Genomic DNA, 20,132 nt, shown 5'->3' with positions numbered 1-20,132 from the left:
AATTCTTCATCAATGAAAATATATTTATTATTGGCTGCTTTTTATTGGTGGGGTGTTAATAAGTGCGTTGGTAAACTATTTGTTATGGAGCTTACTATGTATCACAGGAAGATAAACCCGAAAGCAATAATACCTTTTACACTATCATTTACCGCAGCGCAGTTGGTTTGCGCCGGATTTGCGAGTGCAAAAAACTATGAACTAAATTATATAGATGTTAATGGTGGTCAGGAAGGGATCATCATTCAGGATACGATTGCAGATGATAAAAGCTATGATATCACGGTAAATATTGATAACCCTGTGCGAGGTGAAGGTAATGGCCTTGAGGTGAAGATTGGCAGTATCACCAAAGCCCAGGCGGGAGATTATCAAATTGGCAATTACAACGTGAATATTAGCGGAACTACGCAACAGGAACACCGCGCCGGTCTGGCCTTTTTTGGCTTATCCGCCGAAGGTCAGGACACCAACGTCACCGTCGATAACTTTAGCCTGAAAAACACTTTCTTAATTGGCTCTAAGTATACACATAACAATACTGCGTTGTATGCGGGAAGCGGTGCGGATATCACTGTAAACGGTAATGTGTACATTCGTTCAGAGGTTGAACACAGCAACGAGGGGAAAGACGCCACGCTGGCAAATAATGGAGTCTATGCGCGCGGTGCAGGTTCAACTATTACAGCTAACGGTGGCGATGTTTACATTAATACATACGCCAGTAATTTCAAAGAACTGCTGGAGAACAATAGTGGTTATCCTGATGGCTCATCAAAAAGTGATGCAGTTAGTGCTAAAGATGGTGGTGTCGTAAATATTAATCAGTCAGGTGAGCACAAGGTTAATTTGTTAGGAAATATCGACTTCGGCGATAAAATATATGCTAATACCAGCCAGATGAATATTACTCTCAATGGTGCAGAGTCATTCTGGCATGGGCATGAAGCGAACTTCCTGGAAACTGCCAGCGGTAAATGGGCGGGAGATTTGAATCTGACGCTGATGAATAATGCTTACTGGATCCCGGATGGCAAAGACGCTCAGATCAGCGCCATTACCTTGCAAGACGGCGGGACGATAAACCTGCATGGTTTTAACCTGCATACCAATCAGAGTATCAACGAAACCGTGAAGATTCACGATCTGAAAGGCAACAACGGTATTTTCCTGATTGATGTAAATACAAATAAAACCGATGAGCAGCGGCGTAATGGGAGCGACTTTATCGAGGTCGTTAAGAGTAGCACGGGGGGAACTCATGCCATTGAGGCGTTAAATATTAATAAGCTCAGCAATCTGCAAGAAGATATCTGGGTTGCCGATGCCGCCAGCAATGTGACGTTCGCAGCGTACGATAAAATCGATATCACTAACGAGTATGTATACGACTATAAACCGCTACTGCGTTCTGATATTCGGGAAGGCGATCCGGTAAGCCAGTATGGCACAAACTGGTATATCACGGGGGTTTCAACGAAAGCCAGTGCGGGTAGCAACACCGCAATTGCCAATGCTGGGTTAAACTACGCTGCGGCCACCGCCCGTCTCGAAATCGACAGCCTGAATAAGCGTTTAGGGGAATTACGCCAGAACCAACAGCAAAATGGTCTGTGGATACGCTATAAAGGCGGCGAAATGGAAAGCGATAATGGCAGCTACTTCAAAAACCTGTACAGCTTCTGGCAACTTGGTTATGACAATAAAGAAGAAGGTGAACAATCAGTCTGGACGCGAGGCATTGCGGCGCATTACATGAGAGGTAACGCTGACTTTACTTATGGCACGGGTGATAACAAGAGCTACGGTGGTTCACTTTATGCTGCATGGAACCGTCCGGAGAAACAGGACTACCTGGATCTGGTGCTGAAATATAGCCGCCATGAGAGTGATTTTAACTACCGAAATGTGTACGGCAATATGGGGGTGGCGGATAGCAGTACGTGGTCAATTAGCGCCAGCGCAGAATACGGTCGTGAGTTTAGTCTGGGAGAATCCTCTTTCATCGAACCGCAAGCGCAGCTCGTGTATACCCGGTTGGATGAGGCTCGTTATACCACCAGCAGCGGACTACGGGTTCGTCAGAATGATATCGATAGCGTGATCGGTCGTGTCGGATTGCGAGGAGGTTATCGATTTGAAGAACGCCCGGACAGCGACATTTATGTGAAGCTGGATCTGCTGCATGAGTTTGCCGGCGATCGTGATGTCACTGTGTGGGGTAAAGACGCGTCCATGACGGTTCGCGAGGGAGGAAGTGACTCGTGGATTAACTACGGTATTGGTACCAATATCCACCTCACTCAGAACAATAACTCCCGACTGTATGTTGACCTGGAAAGATCGGCTGGAGGCGACATTGATATGAACTGGCAGGTGAACGCAGGGTTCCGTATGGAGTGGTAAACGGTTACCGGAACGTCAGTAGAATCGTTATTGCTTAAAACCGTGTCCGACCGGGTATATTCTGGTCGGACACACTGTTGTTATCAGTTCAACACCATCGGCCATTCTGGCGGTGTGTGGCTCATCACTTCGACCATCACGGTTTCAATGTTCTTCCAGATAGTAGACATATCCACCAGGGTTATGCCGAGCAATCCAGTCGCAAACCAGCAGGCAAAAACCAGCCCCAAACCGCTGCTAATGACGGCCAGGCCAATATAATCTGATTTACGAAAACGGATATTGAGCGTACTGGCTAAAAACATCAGCACTGCACTGAGTAATTGCCACCGCAGAAGAACCACGCCAGTTGTTATCGTTGCCATGAAAAACGTCCTCAGAAAGTCTGGATGCCCAGGACAGCGCGGGGGTGTTCACCGAGGGTGTAGTACTCTGGCTATCGACGGGCAATAACATGAATGAAACATTGTTTCTGTTACATGATTTTTGTGAACTATATCACAAGTGCTCGTTTGTTCACCAGTGCTGGACGTTATTTTTACAGGATCATAACCACTCTAAATGTGTGGTTATATTCAAAAAGGTTTTTGACACTAAATAATCAATCTTAAAGGTGCATTTAGACCACCGGTTTAATTTATCCTAAATTTTGTGTTAAAAAAATTTAATGAATTTCTTAAATGCAACCAGGATAGTGCTCATAAAAAATTTACGTTTTAGGGATAATAACGTTGTGAAATAAGCGTAACTTTAAGTTTGCCTTACGGAAAAATAATATCATCATCAACTATTATCAGACTTTTACATAGAGACGTCTGTTGCTAATACTGATAGATTCATGCAAGTTAACTAGCTGGTGTTTATAGCATCCTGCCGTGACAGGTACTGGCATAGACAAAACAGGGACATAAGGCTGACATGAATCACAGTGCGCGACGCAAGCTGCTGAAGTTGCTGGGAACATTCATGGTGGTATTGCTCCCCGTGGTGCTGGCATTATGGTTTGCTCAAATTCGGGCTATGTCCGAAACCCGTAATCAACTCCGCTCATTTGCTCAACTGGTGTTAAATAAAACAGAATTGGTAATCCTGCAAGCCGATTTGGCGCGTGATATGGCCCAGTTGTATCAGGGTAAGATGTGTACCCCGGCACATCAGAAAAGTATGCTGAATATTATTCGCGGTCGTTTATATATCAGCGAGCTAATTTATGCGCAGGGCGATCATTTTTTGTGCTCTACGTCGATGGTGCCACCCGTTACCTATATTATGCCGACCGCAGACTATAAACGTACGCCGGATATCGCCATCTATTACTACCGCGATACCCCTTTTTTCGCTGGCTACAGAATGACGTACATGCAACGTGGGAACTACGTCGCAGTCATAAATCCATTATCCTACAGCGAAGTCATGTCAGATGATCCGGATCTGTCCTGGGGCGTATATGACACAGTAACAGATACGTTTTTCTCCGCCAGCGAAGCGGCAAATATTGCGCAATTCGCGCCTCTCGTACGCGGTGAAGCCTCGACCTTTCAACAAGACGATCGCTTTTACACCATCGTGCATTCAGAAAAACGCCCAATTGCGATCATTGTGTCGACCTCAGACAACCGCGTAAGTCAGATTTTTTATCACGAGGCGGCGTTAACCATTCCCTTCGGGATTATCTGCAGCATCCTGATACTGCTAATGTGGTGGCGCACGCGCCAGGAATACTTATCTCCCCGGCGCTTACTAAAACGCGCGATCAAAAAACGTCAGCTTTGCCTGCATTACCAGCCGATCATTGATATTAAGAATGGACAATGTGTTGGTGCTGAAGCTCTGCTGCGCTGGCCGGGTTGTAAAGGTGAGGTGATGAGCCCGACGGAGTTTATTCCGTTGGCTGAAAAAGAGGGAATGATTGAGCGGATCACGGATTATGTCGTTGAAGAGGTATTCAACGATTTGGGGTATTTTCTTTCGGCGCATCCTCAGCTTTATATCTCGATTAACCTTTCCGCTTCTGACTTTCATTCATCCCGATTGATTGCTCTGATTAACGACAAAAATCGTGAGTACTCCGTGGCGGCCCAGCAAATTAAAGTCGAAGTGACGGAGCGGGGGTTCATAGATGTACATAAAATGACCCCAGTAATCCAGGCGTTCCGCAAGGCGGGTTATGAAGTGGCGTTTGATGATTTTGGCACGGGATATTCCAATCTGCATAATTTATCAGCGCTGAATGTCGATATCCTGAAGATCGACAAATCGTTTATTAGCACGTTGTCCACTAACAGCACCAGTCACTTGATTGCCGAACATATTATTGAGATGGCGCAAAGCTTACACCTGAAGACGATTGCGGAAGGGGTGGAAACGAAGGAACAAATCGAATGGCTGCTTGAACGCGGCGTACAGTATTGTCAGGGCTGGTATTTTGCGAAGGCGCTGCCGTCGCAGGAGTTCATGCACTGGATACAACGGTCGCCCGCCATACTGACGCAGAGCGGGCAATAAGCTTACAGGCGGTGGCGGTAATCGCTGGGGGTACGATCAAACTCGCGGCGAAACACGCGCGAGAAGGTTTGTTGCGATACATAACCAAGATCCATCGCGATATCGAAAATAGGTCGCTCAGTCGTCCTCAGTTCAACCGCCGCCAGCAGAAGTCGTCGCTGGCGGATGTAGTCACCCAGCGTCTGGCGCGTCACTGTGCGGAACATTCTCTGTAAATACCACTTCGAGTAACCTGATTTTTTCGCAACCGCCTCAATGTTCAGCGGCTGATCGATATGTTCATCAATCCATTCAATAAGGGTCTGAATAATCTGCTGATGGGACATAGGGCTGCCTCTTTCTCAGTATTCGATTCGTCGTTTTGTCTGTGGGCGAGTATAATTCCTCAAGTTAACTTGAGGTAAAGCGATTTATGGAAAAGAAATTACCCCGGATAAAAGCGCTGCTCACGCCAGGTGAAGTTGCAAAGCGTAGCGGCGTGGCAGTTTCGACCCTGCATTTCTATGAAAGCAAAGGGTTAATCAGCAGCATGCGCAACAGCGGTAATCAGCGTCGCTACAAACGTGATGTGTTGCGTTACGTGGCGATTATCAAGATTGCTCAACGTATTGGGATCCCGCTGGCAACGATTGGCGACGCGCTGGGCGTATTACCTGAAGGACATTCACTTAGCGCTAAAGAGTGGAAACAGCTCTCTTCGCAATGGCGTGAAGAGCTGGACCGACGCATTCATACTTTGGTGTCGCTACGCGATGAGCTGGATGGATGTATTGGTTGCGGCTGCTTGTCGCGCAGCGATTGCCCGTTGCGTAACCCAGGCGATCAACTGGGCGAGCAAGGAACCGGGGCGCGTCTGCTGGAGGATGATTGATTGGTTTAAATATATGACGGATATATACCCTAAATAATTCGCGTTGTGGGAAGGCGGCAAGAGCACGAATCCCGATGAGCTTAGTAAACTAAGTGATTCGGGTGAGTAAACGCAGCCAACACACCTGCAACGTGAAGTATGACGGGTATAAAACTAAAGCGCCACAGAGGGCGCTTTAGTTTGGTTCCGGTCTTCGTCTTTCACTCTATCCCGCTGGTTCACGGGAGGGTTTCCCCCGACATCAACACCCCTCAGTCGAGCACATTAGGGGAGGTTCCGGTCTGTGTTGATAATGTAAGTGTAAGCTACCTCCCTCCATTTGCCAGTGAAACGATGATTTTTTAGCCAAAAAATTTACCGCATCTTCACCGGTTTTCTTGCGCGAGTTTGCGCGAAAAATAAGAACGATTGTTGCGACAATCTGGCGAAATTTGTTACCAGATTGCGCATTGACGATAACGTTTGCGCATCGACTGGTTGTTTATTGTGCGTTATAAGAAGAAATGAGTAAAAAGCGGCAAAGTTCAGTTGAAAACCGGCGTATGATCGCTGGATAATCGTTTGCTTTTTTTTACCACCCGTTTTTTATGCGCGGAGCTAAACGTTTGCTTTTTTGCGACACCCCTAATGACGCAAACCTGGCACATGGAGAAAACGTTTAGCAGGCAGTGGATTGTCCAGCACGCATAATGACGAAAAAATAAACTCTCAGGGGATGTTTTCTATGTCTACGCCTTCAGCGCGTACCGGCGGTTCACTCGACGCCTGGTTTAAAATTTCGCTTCGCGGCAGTACCGTTCGTCAGGAAGTCGTTGCCGGATTAACGACGTTCCTCGCCATGGTTTACTCCGTTATTGTGGTTCCAGGGATGCTGGGTAAAGCCGGATTCCCGCCTGCCGCTGTATTTGTGGCAACCTGCCTGGTCGCGGGCGTCGGTTCTATTGTCATGGGCCTGTGGGCAAATCTGCCGCTGGCGATTGGTTGCGCCATTTCTCTGACGGCGTTTACCGCATTCAGCCTGGTATTGGGGCAACATATCAGCGTGCCCGTTGCGCTGGGCGCGGTGTTCCTGATGGGGGTCCTGTTTACCATCATTTCCGCGACGGGTATTCGTAGCTGGATCCTGCGCAATCTGCCGCAGGGCGTTGCGCACGGTACGGGAATTGGTATCGGCCTGTTCCTGCTGCTGATTGCGGCAAACGGCGTTGGTCTGGTGATTAAGAATCCGCTGGACGGTTTGCCGGTTGCGCTGGGCGACTTCGATACCTTCCCGGTGATTATGTCGCTGGTTGGTCTGGCGGTGATTATTGGCCTCGAAAAACTGAAAGTACCGGGCGGCATCCTGCTGACTATTATCGGTATTTCCATTGTTGGCCTGATTTTCGACCCGGCCGTGCATTTCTCCGGTATTTTTGCCATGCCGTCTCTGAGCGACGAAAACGGCAACTCGCTGATCGGCAGCCTGGATATTATGGGCGCACTGAATCCTATCGTTCTGCCGAGCGTGCTGGCGCTTGTTATGACCGCCGTCTTCGATGCGACCGGCACCATTCGTGCCGTAGCCGGACAGGCGAATTTGCTGGATAAAGACGGACAGATTATCGACGGCGGCAAAGCGCTGACCACCGACTCCCTGAGCAGCGTGTTCTCTGGTCTGGTGGGCGCTGCTCCTGCGGCGGTATACATTGAGTCCGCAGCGGGTACGGCGGCAGGCGGTAAAACTGGCCTGACGGCGATCACCGTTGGCGTCCTGTTCCTGCTGATCCTGTTCCTCTCTCCGCTCTCGTATCTTGTACCGGTATACGCAACGGCGCCTGCACTGATGTATGTGGGCCTGTTGATGCTGAGCAACGTTGCGAAAATCGACTTTGCTGACTTTGTCGACGCAATGGCGGGTCTGGTAACGGCCGTATTTATCGTGCTGACCTGTAACATCGTTACCGGCATTATGATTGGCTTTGCTACCCTGGTGATTGGCCGTCTTGTCTCTGGCGAATGGCGCAAGCTGAACATCGGCACGGTGGTTATCGCTATCGCGCTGGTGGCCTTCTACGCGGGCGGCTGGGCTATCTGATTTTTATTCGATAAAGATCCTCAAAACGGGTGGCTTTGGCCGCCCGTTTTTATTTTCAGAACACACTCGTTGTCTTTTGCGTTACTCTCAATTAGATAGAATTGAGGCACGACGCCTCTCATCACCAATCATAAGAAACATCGCAAACAGGGAACGCATGGAAATCTTTTTCACCATACTCATCATGACCCTTGTGGTCTCGCTGTCGGGGGTATTTACTCGCGTATTGCCCTTTCAACTCCCTTTACCCCTAATGCAGATCGCCATCGGCGCCTTGCTGGCGTGGCCGACGTTTGGTTTGCATGTGGAATTCGATCCTGAGCTGTTTTTGGTGCTGTTCATCCCGCCGCTGCTCTTTGCCGATGGCTGGAAGACGCCAACGCGTGAGTTTCTCGAGCATGGGCGAGAGATCTTCGGCCTTGCGCTGGCGCTGGTGCTGGTCACGGTGGTCGGCATTGGATTTATGATTTACTGGCTGGTGCCGGGGATACCGCTTATCCCAGCTTTTGCGCTGGCCGCCGTCCTTTCGCCAACCGATGCTGTTGCCCTTTCCGGCATTGTGGGGGAGGGGCGCATACCGAAGAAAATCATGGGCATCCTGCAGGGCGAAGCGTTGATGAACGACGCCTCCGGTCTGGTCTCTCTGAAGTTTGCCGTCGCCGTGGCGATGGGGACGATGGTATTTACCGTTGGTGGCGCAACGCTTGAGTTCTTCAAAGTGGCGATTGGCGGCATCCTGGCTGGTTTTGTCGTCAGTTGGCTGTACGGGCGCTCCCTGCGCTTCCTCAGCCGCTGGGGCGGTGACGAGCCGGCAACGCAAATCGTCCTGCTGTTCCTGCTGCCGTTTGCGTCTTACCTGATTGCGGAACACATCGGCGTTTCTGGTATCCTCGCGGCGGTCGCTGCCGGGATGACGATCACCCGTTCCGGGGTGATGCGCCGCGCACCGCTGGCGATGCGTTTACGTGCTAACAGTACCTGGGCAATGCTGGAGTTTGTGTTTAACGGCATGGTCTTCTTGCTGTTAGGGCTACAGTTACCGGGGATTCTGGAGTCTTCCTTAGCGGCGGCAGAGGTCGATCCGAACGTTGAAATCTGGATGCTGTTTACCGATATCGTGCTGATTTACGTGGCGCTGATGCTGGTACGTTTTGGCTGGCTGTGGACGATGAAAAAATTCAGTCTGCGCTTCCTGAAGAAAAAACCGATGGAATTCGGATCCTGGACAACGCGTGAAATCCTGATCGCCTCCTTTGCCGGTGTACGCGGAGCAATTACCCTCGCCGGTGTGCTCTCCATTCCACTGTTGTTACCGGATGGTAGCGGATTTCCGGCGCGATATGAGCTGATCTTCCTTGCCGCAGGCGTGATTCTGTTCTCGCTGTTTGTTGGCGTGGTGATGTTGCCGATTCTGCTACAACATCTGGAAGTGGCAGACCACTCGCAGCAGCAGAAAGAGGAACGTATTGCTCGCGCTGCTACGGCAGAAGTGGCGATTGTCGCGATCCAGAAAATGGAGGAGCGACTGGCCGCGGACACCGAAGAGAACATCGATAACCAGTTACTCACCGAGGTGAGTTCCCGCGTGATTGGTAACCTGCGTCGTCGCGCCGACGGACGCAACGATGTGGAAAGCTCGATGCAGGAAGAAAACCTCGAGCGACGTTTCCGCCTGGCAGCGTTGCGTTCAGAACGCGCAGAGCTTTATCATCTGCGCGCGACGCGGGAAATCAGCAATGAAACGCTGCAAAAGCTGCTGCACGATCTGGACTTGCTGGAAGCGCTGTTGATCGAGAATCAATAAACGAGAGTGCCTGATGCGCTACGCTTATCAGGCCTACAAAACCGATGTAGGCCGGATAAGGCGTTTGCGCCGCATCCGGCATTTTACGACGCTTGCGGTAGCCAAAACCCTTCACAGCATTTGAGCCACGCCTGGGCGCTGTGCGACAGATACACGCCTTCGCGCCAAATCATGCCCAATTGCCAGCGTAAATCACTCTCCAGAGGGATCCAGCGCAATGTTTGCTTATCCAGGCGCTGGCAGATCGGCTCCGGTAAAATGGCAATCCCGACTCCGGCTTGTACCATCGCAGCCAGAAAATCCCACTGCCCGCTGCGCACCGCGATGCGGGGCTTGACGTTGTGTTGGCTAAACAGCTCAAGCAATTGGCGGCTCAACGCGAAATCTTCGTTGTAGATCAGTAGCGGATGTTCCGCCAGTGCCTCGGGGGAAATGGATTCGCATGTTGTCCACTGACCGGAGCGGGGGACCAGCACACAGAGCGGATGACTGAAAAGCGGTAAGGTCGCCAGACCACTCTCTTCTTCAACCGGCAGCGCGGTCATCGCGACATCCAGATCGCCGTTCATCACCGCCTGCTGGACGGTTAAGCCGCCAAATTCAGAGACCTTCAGCTCAACGCCGGGATAGCGCTGGCGAAACAGGCTGATAGGCCCGGCCATCAACATACCGACCATCGGCGGGATACCGAGGCGCAGCACACCCCTGTTGAGGTGATTAATGTCGCTAAGTTCGGCTTCAAGCTGGCGAAACTCAGCGAGGATCGCCAGGCCGCGTTCGAAAACGACCTGCCCGGTGTCGGTTAACAACAACCGCCGCCCGTCGCGGATGAGCAACGTGCAATTAAGCTCGTCTTCAAGGTTCTTCAACATCTTGCTGATGGTGGGCTGGGTGACAAAAAGCTTCTCCGCTGCGCGAGTAAAGCTCTGCTGACGAACCACCTCAACAAAATATCGCAGCGTTCTGATATCCATGATTATTCCTTAAGACTATGCCTGCAATGAGTTTAATTCATTTCAGTCCTGGACGGGGGCTCTCTATACTGGCGCTCTCTATTTTTTAAGGACATACCCTCATGGCTGTGGCGATAAGCCGCGTGACGCCTGCTGTTATTCATCGACTCCAGATCCCCGTTCAGGTTCTGTTGTACGCAGGTCTCTTTGTATTAGCTCAATATCTTGTCTCCTGGCTGCATCTGCCGCTTCCTGCCAACCTGGTAGGGATGGTGCTGATGCTGGCGTTAATTGTCTGCCGGGTTATCCCGCTGAACTGGATTCGCGCAGGTGCTCGCTGGTTACTGGCTGAAATGCTGCTGTTTTTTGTCCCGGCGGTGGTCGCCGTTGTGAACTACACGCAGCTGTTGCTGGTTGATGGCTGGCGTATATTTGCCGTCATTGCGATCAGTACGCTGATGGTGCTCGGCGCCACGGCGTGGGTGGTGGATAAAGTGTATCGCTATGAAATGAGCAGGTTAAACCGTGAGTAATTTCCAGCTAAGCGTGTTGTGTCTGGTGATTACGCTGGGTATCTACTTTGCTAATAAGCGTTTGTATCGCCGTTTTCGTAAATTACCGCTGATGCCATTAGTTCTCACCCCAGCCCTGCTGGTGCTGATGCTAGTCTTCGGCCATATCTCCTGGCAAAACTATATTGGTGAATCGCACTGGTTGCTGTGGTTGTTAGGACCGGCGACCATCGCCTTTGCCGTTCCGGTGTATGACAACCTTGCGGTGATTAAGCGTCACTGGATGTCGCTGACGGCGGGCGTGGTAACGGCAACGCTGGTGGCCGTCACCAGTTCCGTGTGGCTGGCGCGTCTGTTTATGTTGCCTGATGAGATCCAACGCAGTCTGGCGGTGCGTTCCGTCACCACGCCATTTGCGCTGGCAGCGGCAGAGCCATTGGGCGGGCAGCCGGACCTGGTGGCCTTGTTCGTGGTGGTGACCGGCGTATTCGGCATGGCGGTCGGCGATGTGCTGTTTTTACGCCTTTCCATTCGTGAAGGAATGGCGAAAGGCGCAGGATTTGGCGCCGCATCGCACGGGGCAGGCACGGCGCGCTCTTATGAGCTTGGTCAGCAAGAGGGCGTAGTTGCCAGCCTGGTGATGATGCTTTCCGGTGTGGTGATGGTATTGGTGGCGCCGCTGGTCGCGAGGCTGATGTTCTAAGAAAGGATGTAATCCTCCGGCCTGAAAGCCGGAGGAGAGGGGAGGTTAGTGCGCGCGACCTTGTTCTACGCCGTACCCGGTCTGGGAGCGGATGAATTGAGCACGGAACTGCTCGCGTTCGCGGTTGCCTTCTTCTGAGTTGTCGGTAGCAGAGAAGAACCAGATCCCGAGGAACGCTATGCTGATGGAGAACAGCGCTGGATATTCATACGGGAAAATGGCTTTTTCGTGACCGAGGATCTGGACCCAAATGGTTGGGCCGAGAATCATCAATACTACCGCTGTTAACAGACCTAACCAGCCACCCAGCATTGCGCCACGGGTGGTCAGACGCGACCAGTACATGGAAAGCAGGATGATCGGGAAGTTGCAGCTGGCCGCGATGGCGAACGCCAGACCCACCATGAAGGCGATGTTCTGGTTCTCAAACAGCACGCCGAGCAGGATGGCTATCACACCCAGTACCAGTACGGTGATTTTTGACACCTTCAGCTCTTCACGTTCGGTTGCGCCTTTGCGGAATACGTTGGCGTACAGGTCGTGAGAAACTGCCGAAGCGCCAGCCAGCGTCAGCCCGGCAACCACCGCCAGGATGGTGGCAAACGCCACTGCAGAGATGAAGCCGAGGAACAGGTTACCGCCCACCGCATTCGCCAGGTGAACCGCCGCCATGTTGTTACCACCGATCAGTGCGCCTGCAGCATCTTTGTACTCTGGATTAGCACCTACCAGCATGATCGCGCCAAAGCCGATGATAAAGGTCAGGATGTAGAAATAACCCATAAAACCGGTGGCATAGAATACGCTCTTACGCGCTTCGCGGGCATCGCTGACCGTGAAGAAACGCATCAGAATATGCGGCAAACCTGCTGTACCGAACATCAATCCAAGACCTAACGACAGAGCGGATATCGGATCTTTTACCAGACCGCCCGGGCTCATAATCGCAGAGCCTTTCGGGTGTACTGCCATCGCTTCGGTGAACAGGTTGTTGAAGCTGAAGCCGACGTGCTTCATTACCATGAAGGCCATAAAGCTGGCGCCGAACAGCAGCAGAACAGCTTTAATGATCTGTACCCAGGTGGTTGCCAGCATGCCGCCAAACAGAACGTACATCATCATCAGTACGCCAACCAGCACGACGGCGATGTGATAGTTCAGACCAAACAGCAGCTCAATCAGTTTACCTGCGCCGACCATCTGGGCGATCAGATACAGCGCGACCACCACCAGGGAACCACAGGCCGACAGAATACGGATTGGACCCTGCTTCAGACGATAAGAAGCAACGTCAGCAAAGGTGTAACGACCGAGGTTACGCAAACGCTCAGCAATCAGGAACAGGATAATTGGCCAGCCGACCAGGAAGCCGAGTGAGTAAATCAGCCCGTCATAACCGGAGGTAAATACCAGCGCGGAAATTCCAAGGAACGATGCCGCCGACATATAGTCGCCCGCAATCGCCAGCCCGTTCTGGAAACCGGTGATATTACCGCCGGCGGTGTAGTAGTCATTACGCGAACGTACGCGCTTAGACGCCCAGTAGGTAATGCCGAGCGTAAAGATGACGAAAATCAGGAACATGACAATCGCCTGCCAGTTGGTTGGTTGGCGTTGGACTGCACCGCTAATAGCATCCGCCGCGTTTGCGGCGAAGGGCAGCGTGGCGGCAAGCGCCGTCAGAACTCTCTTCATGATGCTTTAACCTCGTGCAGAACCGCATTGTTCAGGCGATCGAATTCACCGTTTGCCCGCCAGATGTAGATCCCGGTCAGGATGAAGGAGATGAGGATCACTCCGACCCCAATCGGAATACCGCGGGTGACGCTGGTTCCTGCGTGTAGCGGAGTACCCAGCCAGCCTGGCGCAAAGGCAATCAATAAAATAAAGCTGATATAAACTGCCAGCATGATGATGGACAGAATGGTGGCAAACCGTTGCCGTTTTTCTACTAACTCCCTGAAACGCGCACTGTCTTCTATCCGCTGATAAATTTGGTCATTCATCACAGAGTTCTCCAGAGGCCCCCTTCGTCTTTCAGGCCGCAGGTGCGTTGGCCGCACTCGCCCACCCCAGTCACATAGTGAACTATGCTCCTGGGGATGTGCTCGCTTGCCGCCTTCCTGCAACGCGAAATCCTTTGGGGGAGGGTTTTTATATTTCCCTCCCGGTCAGGGGAGGGGTAGGGATAGGATTTGTAGGCCCGATAAGCTGCGCCCATCGGGCATTTCACAGTTATGGTTATGATGGCATCGCGATGGCCTGCTTCTCTTCGAGCAGTTTCTCCACGACGCCAGGATCGGCGAGGGTAGAGGTATCGCCCAGATTGCTGGTATCGCCCGCCGCGATTTTACGCAGAATACGGCGCATAATTTTGCCGGAGCGGGTTTTCGGCAGTGAGTCGGTCCAGTGCAGCACGTCTGGCGTTGCCAGCGGGCCAATTTCTTTACGCACCCAGTTGCGAACCTCGGCGTACAACTCAGGTGACGGCTCTTCACCGTGATTCAGCGTGACGTAAGCGTAGATCGCCTGGCCTTTAATATTATGCGGAATCCCCACCACCGCGGCTTCGGCAATCTTCGGATGCGACACCAGCGCCGATTCGATTTCAGCCGTTCCCAGACGGTGGCCGGAGACGTTCAGCACATCGTCCACACGTCCGGTGATCCAGTAATAGCCATCTTCGTCACGGCGCGCGCCGTCGCCGCTGAAGTACATATTCTTGAAGGTAGAGAAGTAGGTTTGCTCAAAGCGTTCGTGATCGCCAAACAGCGTTCTCGCCTGGCCCGGCCACGAGTCGGTAATCACCAGATTGCCTTCGGTCGCGCCTTCCAGCGGATTACCTTCGTTATCGACAATCGCAGGCTGTACGCCAAAGAATGGACGGGTTGCAGAACCGGCTTTCAGTTCGGTGGCGCCGGGCAGCGGGGTAATCATGAATCCACCGGTTTCAGTCTGCCACCAGGTATCGACGACCGGGCATTTTTCGTTGCCTATCTTCTTCCAGTACCACTCCCATGCTTCCGGGTTGATCGGCTCGCCAACTGAACCCAGGATACGCAGCGACGAACGGTCAGTGCCTTCAATCGCTTTATCGCCTTCCGCCATCAGGGCGCGAATGGCGGTCGGTGCGGTATACAGAATATTGACCTGATGCTTGTCCACAACCTGAGACATACGCGCCGGGGTAGGCCAGTTTGGCACGCCTTCGAACATCAGCGTGGTTGCGCCGCAGGCCAGCGGACCGTACAGCAGATAGCTGTGCCCGGTTACCCAGCCTACGTCAGCGGTACACCAATAAATATCGCCCTGATGGTAATCAAACACATACTTAAAGGTGGTGGCGGCGTAGACCAGATACCCGCCGGTAGTGTGCAGTACGCCTTTCGGCTTACCGGTTGAGCCAGAGGTATACAGGATAAACAGCGGATCTTCCGCGTTCATCTCTTCCGGCTGGTGTTCTGAGCTGGCCTTCTCGATAAGATCGGACCACCACAGGTCGCGACCTTCCTGCCATTCCGTTTTTCCACCGGTACGTTTGAGAACGATCACATGTTCAACGGTTTTCACATTTGGATTTTTCAGCGCATCATCGACGTTCTTTTTCAGTGGGATAGCGCGCCCGGCGCGTACGCCTTCGTCGGCGGTGATCACCAGGCGTGAATTGGAGTCGATAATACGTCCGGCGACGGCTTCCGGTGAGAAACCACCGAAGATGACCGAATGCACCGCGCCAATACGGGCACAGGCTAGCATGGCGACCGCAGCTTCCGGCACCATCGGCATATAAATGGCCACCACGTCACCTTTTTTAATGCCTAAATCCAGTAGCGTATTGGCGAAACGGCAGACATCGCGATGCAACTCGCGATAGGTAATGTTTTTGCTTTGGGTTGCGTCATCGCCTTCCCAGATGATGGCGGTACGATCGCCGTTTGCCTGCAGGTGGCGGTCAAGACAGTTTGCGGCCAGATTCAGAGTGCCGTCTTCGTACCATTTAATCGACACGTTGCCTGGTGCGAAGGAAGTGTTCTTCACCTGGCTGTACGGCTTGATCCAATCAAGAATTTTTCCCTGTTCGCCCCAAAATGTGTCGGGTTCGTTAACGGATTGCTGGTATTTCTCTGCGTACTGCTCCGGATTTATCAGGCAACGATCCGCAATGTTTGCGGGAATAGCGTGTTTATGTATTTGGCTCATGGCTTTTGTTCTCCTTGTAGGATGTTAATAATATGTCTCATAAACGTTAAATGTAGGGGCTTTGAGAGTTTTGTTTAGTATTTGCGCGGCAGATCACGCAATAAACGAATTGTGCAAATTAGCGACAAACTGAATTTTGAAGGGAGCTAGCAAAATTGACTAAATCTCGCGATAACATGTAGTTATCTAAAGGATTGTTGAAAAGGTGATCTGTATCTGAATTAGACAAAAGAGGGAGCAATTAAAGGGTGTTACTAACTCTAAAGTGGTATTTTACATACACTTACAATTGATTAAAGACAACATTTTCAGTGTGGTTTCTTGTTACAAATAGGGTGGAGCAATGTCATGACAGTATTCGTGTGGTTGCTGTTATGGAAAACAATAAAAGAACCGCCATTGCAGATAATGGCGTCATCTGGATGAGACCCCTATGGCAAGGATAAAATCACGCGTACGCCGTTTCTTCAGCCTGTTAGTACCTTTATTATTTATCACTGCAGTTCACGCTGAACAAACCCCCGTACCCGCAAAAACCGTCACCGTTGAAGCGAAGAATGAAGTCTTCGCCCCTCAGCATCCCGATCAATATCTCTCCTGGAAAGCCACGTCTGAGCAATCAGCCCGTGAAGATGCGCTGGCAGAAGATCCTCGTCTGGTGATCCTGTGGGCGGGATATCCCTTCTCGCGCGATTACAACAAACCGCGCGGGCACGCGTATGCAGTGACCGATGTTCGTGAAACCTTACGTACTGGCGCACCCAAAACGGCAGAAGATGGTCCATTGCCGATGGCCTGCTGGAGCTGTAAAAGCCCGGATGTGGCGCGTCTGATCCAGAAAGACGGTGAAGATGGCTACTTCCACGGTAAATGGGCGCGCGGCGGTCCTGAAATTGTTAATAATCTTGGCTGCGGCGATTGCCATAACACCGCGTCACCAGACTTTGCCAAAGGCAAGCCAGAACTGACGCTGTCGCGTCCTTATGCTGAACGCGCGATGGAAACAATCGGCAAACCGTTTGAGAAAGCCGGTCGCTTTGACCAGCAATCCATGGTCTGCGGCCAGTGCCACGTGGAATATTACTTCGACGGTAAAAACAAAGCCGTTAAGTTCCCGTGGGACGACGGCATGAAAGTCGAGAACATGGAGAAGTACTACGACACCATCGCCTTCTCTGACTGGACCAACTCCCTGTCTAAAACCCCGATGCTGAAAGCGCAGCACCCGGAGTATGAAACCTGGAGCGCAGGCATTCATGGCAAGAACAACGTGACCTGTATCGACTGCCACATGCCGAAAGTGCAGAACGCGGAAGGCAAGATTTACACCGACCATAAGATTGGTAATCCGTTCGATAACTTCGCTCAGACCTGTGCGAACTGCCACACCCAGGACAAAGCGTCCCTGCAAAAAGTGGTCGCCGAGCGTAAACAGGCCATTCATGACCTGAAAATCAAAGTTGAAGACCAGCTTGTTCGTGCGCACTTCGAAGCGAAAGCCGCATGGGATGCGGGTGCGACCGAAGCGGAAATGAAGCCGATTCTGGAAGATATCCGTCACGCGCAATGGCGTTGGGACCTGTCTATCGCCTCACACGGTATTCACATGCACGCCCCGGAAGAAGGTCTGCGGATGCTGGGTAGCGCAATGGATAAAGCCGCTGACGCACGTACCAAACTGGTCCGTCTGCTGGCGACCAAAGGCATCACGCATGAAATCCCGTTACCGGATATCTCTACCAAAGAGAAAGCCCAGGCGGCGATTGGTCTGAACATGCAGCAAATCAATGCTGAGAAGCAGGACTTCATCAAAACGGTGATTCCGCAGTGGGAAGAGCAGGCGCGTAAAAACGGTCTGTTAAGCCAATAACCCCATTTCGCCCCGCAAGGGGCGGATAACTCAACGGAGTGAATATGAGCGTATTACGTTCGTTATTAACTGCTGGGGTGCTGGCGTCAGGCTTGTTATGGAGCCTGAGTGGAATCACTGCCACGCCAACGCCGCAGGAGTCGGATCAACGCTGGACGGTTACCCAACAGCGTAATCCGGATGCCGCCTGTCTGGACTGTCACAAGCCGGATACCGAAGGTATGCATGGTAAGCATGCGGAAGCCATCAACCCGAATAACAAACTGCCTGTCACCTGCACCAATTGTCACGGCCAGCCGTCACCGAACCACCGCGAAGGGGTGAAAGATGTGATGCGCTTTAATGAGCCGATGTACAACGTGGAGCAGCAGAACAGCGTCTGTATGTCCTGTCACCTGCCTGAGCAGTTGCAAAAAGCGTTCTGGCCGCACGATGTCCACGTAACCAAAGTGGCGTGTGCCAGCTGTCACTCACTGCATCCGAAGCAAGACACGATGCAGACGCTGAGCGATAAAGGACGGATCAAGATTTGCGTCGATTGCCACAGCGATCAGCGTAACAATCCGAACTTTAATCCGGCGTCGGTTCCGTTGCTTAAGGAGCATCCATGAGTTGCTCTCGTCGCCAGTTTATCACCGGCGTCGGCGCGCTGGTGGCAGTGAGCGGGACGGCGGGGCGCGTTGTGGCGAAGACGCTGAACATCAATGGCGTGCGTTACGGTATGGTTCATGATGAGTCTTTATGCATTGGCTGTACGGCCTGCATGGATGCTTGTCGGGAAGTTAACAACGTGCCGGAAGGCGTATCGCGTCTGACGATTATTCGCAGCGAGCCGCAAGGGACATTTCCTGATGTGAAGTATCGCTTCTTCCGTCACTCGTGCCAGCATTGCGACCACGCTCCCTGCGTTGACGTCTGCCCGACGGGGGCATCGTATCGCGATGCCGCCAGCGGTATTGTGGATGTGAACCCGGACCTTTGCGTTGGCTGCCAGTACTGTATCGCCGCGTGTCCTTATCGCGTGCGGTTTATCCATCCGGTGAGCAAAACGGCGGATAAATGCGATTTTTGCCGGAAAACCAACCTGAAAGCGGGCAAACAGCCCGCCTGCGTTGAGTCATGCCCGACGAAGGCGCTGACGTTTGGTAATCTGGACGATCCCAACAGTGATATATCCCGTTTGTTGCAGCAGAAAACTACCTACCGTTACAAACTGGCGTTGGGTACAAAACCGAAGGTCTACCGCGTTCCCTTTAAATTTGGGGAGGTGAGCCAATGACATCCGCTTCTGCATTTCATTTTGAATCACTGGTGTGGGACTGGCCCATTGCCATCTATCTGTTCCTGATAGGTATCTCTGCCGGACTGGTCACGTTGGCGATTCTGCTGCGTCGCTTCCATCCGGAGGCGGGCGGTTCAGACAGCACGCTGCTGCGCACCACGCTGGTGTTAGGGCCGGGGGCAATTATCCTCGGTTTGCTGATTCTGGTGTTCCACCTGACGCGTCCATGGACTTTCTGGAAACTGATGTTCCACTACAGCTTCACCTCGGTGATGTCGATGGGGGTCATGCTGTTCCAGTTGTACATGGTGGTGTTAGTGCTGTGGCTGGCAAAAATCTTTGAAAAAGAGGTGATTGCCCTGCAACAGCGGTTCGTGCCGCGACTGACGATTGTGTCAAAACTCCTGACGCTAATCACGCCGTTCCATCGCGCGCTTGAGACGCTGATGCTGGTGCTGGCGGTTCTGCTCGGGGCGTATACCGGGTTCCTGCTGTCGGCGCTGAAATCCTACCCGTTCCTGAATAACCCGATCCTGCCGGTGCTGTTTCTGTTCTCCGGGATCTCCTCCGGTGCGGCGGTGGCACTGATCGCCATGGCGTTACGTCATCGTAGCAACCCGCACAGTACGGAAGCGCACTTTGTGCATCGCATGGAAGTCCCGGTCGTATGGCTGGAGATCTTCCTGCTGGCGGCGTTCTTCGTCGGCCTGGCGCTGGGCGATGACGGCAAAATGCGTGCGCTGGCGGCGGCACTGGGCGGCGGATTCTGGACCTGGTGGTTCTGGCTTGGCGTGGCCGGGCTTGGGTTGATACTGCCGATGCTGCTAAAACCCTGGGCCAACCGCAGTTCGACGTTTCATGGCGTGCTGGCAGTGTGCGGCGCCAGCCTGACCGGCGTACTGCTGCTGCGCTTTTTTATCCTCTATGCGGGTCAGCTAACCGTTGCGTAAGG

17 protein-coding genes are annotated in these 20,132 nt (G+C 52.3%); 11 read left to right on the top strand and 6 right to left on the bottom strand.

Translation table 11 applies throughout. From position 1 onward, the window contains the following. The first annotated feature begins 96 nt into the window (after positions 1–96). A complete protein-coding gene (locus SK34_RS21460; protein WP_016149407.1) occupies positions 97–2,406 on the top strand; it encodes an autotransporter family protein in 2,310 nt (769 codons plus the stop codon). An 83-nt stretch (positions 2,407–2,489) separates the two neighbouring features. On the opposite strand, the gene SK34_RS21455 is transcribed toward SK34_RS21460, so the two are convergent. Next, positions 2,490–2,771, bottom strand: a complete 282-nt coding sequence (locus SK34_RS21455; RefSeq protein WP_003844730.1) for a YjcB family protein — start codon at positions 2,769–2,771, stop codon at positions 2,490–2,492. 553 nt (positions 2,772–3,324) lie between these two features. Here SK34_RS21455 and SK34_RS21450 point away from each other — a divergent pair. Further along, positions 3,325–4,911: an EAL domain-containing protein gene (locus SK34_RS21450; protein WP_003841054.1), complete on the top strand. Its 1,587-nt coding sequence runs from the start codon at positions 3,325–3,327 to the stop codon at positions 4,909–4,911. Between the two features lie 2 nt (positions 4,912–4,913). On the opposite strand, the gene soxS is transcribed toward SK34_RS21450, so the two are convergent. Further along, positions 4,914–5,237 carry a superoxide response transcriptional regulator SoxS gene (gene soxS / locus SK34_RS21445; protein WP_003031731.1) on the bottom strand — a complete coding sequence of 108 codons (324 nt, stop codon included), beginning with the start codon at positions 5,235–5,237 and terminating at the stop codon, positions 4,914–4,916. A gap of 86 nt (positions 5,238–5,323) precedes the next feature. Here soxS and soxR point away from each other — a divergent pair, with 86 nt between their 5' ends. From soxR to SK34_RS21430, 3 genes are all read left to right on the top strand, one after another. Next, complete coding sequence (gene soxR, locus SK34_RS21440) at positions 5,324–5,782, top strand: redox-sensitive transcriptional activator SoxR (RefSeq protein WP_003031733.1); 459 nt, start codon at positions 5,324–5,326, stop codon at positions 5,780–5,782. A 724-nt stretch (positions 5,783–6,506) separates the two neighbouring features. Beyond that, a complete protein-coding gene (ghxP, locus tag SK34_RS21435) occupies positions 6,507–7,856 on the top strand; it encodes a guanine/hypoxanthine transporter GhxP (RefSeq protein WP_003031735.1) in 1,350 nt (449 codons plus the stop codon). A gap of 157 nt (positions 7,857–8,013) precedes the next feature. Then, complete coding sequence (locus SK34_RS21430) at positions 8,014–9,660, top strand: Na+/H+ antiporter (protein ID WP_003031737.1); 1,647 nt, start codon at positions 8,014–8,016, stop codon at positions 9,658–9,660. Positions 9,661–9,743: 83 nt separating this feature from the next. On the opposite strand, the gene SK34_RS21425 is transcribed toward SK34_RS21430, so the two are convergent. After that, positions 9,744–10,634 carry a LysR family transcriptional regulator gene (locus SK34_RS21425; RefSeq protein WP_003844732.1) on the bottom strand — a complete coding sequence of 297 codons (891 nt, stop codon included), beginning with the start codon at positions 10,632–10,634 and terminating at the stop codon, positions 9,744–9,746. A gap of 101 nt (positions 10,635–10,735) precedes the next feature. Between SK34_RS21425 and SK34_RS21420 the strand changes: the two genes are divergently transcribed. Together SK34_RS21420 and SK34_RS21415 are read left to right on the top strand one after the other, a co-directional pair. Continuing rightward, on the top strand, positions 10,736–11,146 hold the full coding sequence (locus SK34_RS21420) for a CidA/LrgA family protein (RefSeq protein ID WP_044715240.1): 411 nt from the start codon (positions 10,736–10,738) through the stop codon (positions 11,144–11,146). Further along, a complete protein-coding gene (locus tag SK34_RS21415) occupies positions 11,139–11,828 on the top strand; it encodes an LrgB family protein (RefSeq protein WP_003031745.1) in 690 nt (229 codons plus the stop codon). Before SK34_RS21420 ends, SK34_RS21415 begins: the two co-directional genes overlap by 8 nt. Before the next feature lie 45 nt (positions 11,829–11,873). Here the strand turns inward: SK34_RS21415 and actP are convergent, their stop codons facing one another. The 3 genes from actP to acs form a co-directional block, all read right to left on the bottom strand. Further along, a complete protein-coding gene (gene actP, locus SK34_RS21410) occupies positions 11,874–13,523 on the bottom strand; it encodes a cation/acetate symporter ActP (protein ID WP_003031747.1) in 1,650 nt (549 codons plus the stop codon). Next, positions 13,520–13,834 (bottom strand): DUF485 domain-containing protein, encoded by a 315-nt coding sequence (locus tag SK34_RS21405; protein ID WP_003031750.1) that lies wholly within the window; start codon positions 13,832–13,834, stop codon positions 13,520–13,522. Before SK34_RS21405 ends, actP begins: the two co-directional genes overlap by 4 nt. A gap of 235 nt (positions 13,835–14,069) precedes the next feature. Further along, a complete protein-coding gene (acs, locus tag SK34_RS21400; protein ID WP_003841063.1) occupies positions 14,070–16,028 on the bottom strand; it encodes an acetate--CoA ligase in 1,959 nt (652 codons plus the stop codon). 433 nt (positions 16,029–16,461) lie between these two features. Here acs and nrfA point away from each other — a divergent pair, with 433 nt between their 5' ends. Genes nrfA through nrfD form a run of 4 tightly spaced genes read left to right on the top strand, consistent with a single transcriptional unit; the run spans position 16,462 to position 20,130 of the window. Further along, positions 16,462–17,898, top strand: a complete 1,437-nt coding sequence (gene nrfA / locus SK34_RS21395) for an ammonia-forming nitrite reductase cytochrome c552 subunit (RefSeq protein ID WP_032938171.1) — start codon at positions 16,462–16,464, stop codon at positions 17,896–17,898. A 44-nt stretch (positions 17,899–17,942) separates the two neighbouring features. Further along, positions 17,943–18,509, top strand: coding sequence for a cytochrome c nitrite reductase pentaheme subunit (nrfB, locus tag SK34_RS21390; RefSeq protein ID WP_003031758.1), 567 nt, complete (start codon positions 17,943–17,945; stop codon positions 18,507–18,509). Next, positions 18,506–19,177, top strand: a complete 672-nt coding sequence (nrfC, locus tag SK34_RS21385) for a cytochrome c nitrite reductase Fe-S protein (RefSeq protein ID WP_003031761.1) — start codon at positions 18,506–18,508, stop codon at positions 19,175–19,177. Before nrfB ends, nrfC begins: the two co-directional genes overlap by 4 nt. Continuing rightward, positions 19,174–20,130 carry a cytochrome c nitrite reductase subunit NrfD gene (nrfD, locus tag SK34_RS21380; RefSeq protein ID WP_003031764.1) on the top strand — a complete coding sequence of 319 codons (957 nt, stop codon included), beginning with the start codon at positions 19,174–19,176 and terminating at the stop codon, positions 20,128–20,130. The genes nrfC and nrfD overlap by 4 nt, the downstream gene beginning before the upstream one ends. The last annotated feature ends 2 nt before the right edge of the window (positions 20,131–20,132 follow it).

Origin of the sequence: Citrobacter sp. MGH104 (assembly GCF_001034485.1) — a bacterium.
GTDB classification, from domain to species: Bacteria; Pseudomonadota; Gammaproteobacteria; order Enterobacterales; family Enterobacteriaceae; genus Citrobacter; species Citrobacter freundii.
Note: the sequence above shows the minus strand (reverse complement) of the source record. Positions and strands in the feature narration are given on the sequence as shown.

Excerpts from the sequence above, each read along its gene's own strand:
- SK34_RS21460 (WP_016149407.1), top strand. The coding sequence starts at position 97 with ATGTATCACAGGAAGATAAACCCGAAAGCAATAATACCTTTTACACTA.
- SK34_RS21455 (WP_003844730.1), bottom strand. The coding sequence starts at position 2,771 with ATGGCAACGATAACAACTGGCGTGGTTCTTCTGCGGTGGCAATTACTC.
- SK34_RS21450 (WP_003841054.1), top strand. The coding sequence starts at position 3,325 with ATGAATCACAGTGCGCGACGCAAGCTGCTGAAGTTGCTGGGAACATTC.
- soxS (WP_003031731.1), bottom strand. The coding sequence starts at position 5,237 with ATGTCCCATCAGCAGATTATTCAGACCCTTATTGAATGGATTGATGAA.
- soxR (WP_003031733.1), top strand. The coding sequence starts at position 5,324 with ATGGAAAAGAAATTACCCCGGATAAAAGCGCTGCTCACGCCAGGTGAA.
- ghxP (WP_003031735.1), top strand. The coding sequence starts at position 6,507 with ATGTCTACGCCTTCAGCGCGTACCGGCGGTTCACTCGACGCCTGGTTT.
- SK34_RS21430 (WP_003031737.1), top strand. The coding sequence starts at position 8,014 with ATGGAAATCTTTTTCACCATACTCATCATGACCCTTGTGGTCTCGCTG.
- SK34_RS21425 (WP_003844732.1), bottom strand. The coding sequence starts at position 10,634 with ATGGATATCAGAACGCTGCGATATTTTGTTGAGGTGGTTCGTCAGCAG.
- SK34_RS21420 (WP_044715240.1), top strand. The coding sequence starts at position 10,736 with ATGGCTGTGGCGATAAGCCGCGTGACGCCTGCTGTTATTCATCGACTC.
- actP (WP_003031747.1), bottom strand. The coding sequence starts at position 13,523 with ATGAAGAGAGTTCTGACGGCGCTTGCCGCCACGCTGCCCTTCGCCGCA.
- SK34_RS21405 (WP_003031750.1), bottom strand. The coding sequence starts at position 13,834 with ATGAATGACCAAATTTATCAGCGGATAGAAGACAGTGCGCGTTTCAGG.
- acs (WP_003841063.1), bottom strand. The coding sequence starts at position 16,028 with ATGAGCCAAATACATAAACACGCTATTCCCGCAAACATTGCGGATCGT.
- nrfA (WP_032938171.1), top strand. The coding sequence starts at position 16,462 with ATGGCAAGGATAAAATCACGCGTACGCCGTTTCTTCAGCCTGTTAGTA.
- nrfB (WP_003031758.1), top strand. The coding sequence starts at position 17,943 with ATGAGCGTATTACGTTCGTTATTAACTGCTGGGGTGCTGGCGTCAGGC.
- nrfC (WP_003031761.1), top strand. The coding sequence starts at position 18,506 with ATGAGTTGCTCTCGTCGCCAGTTTATCACCGGCGTCGGCGCGCTGGTG.
- nrfD (WP_003031764.1), top strand. The coding sequence starts at position 19,174 with ATGACATCCGCTTCTGCATTTCATTTTGAATCACTGGTGTGGGACTGG.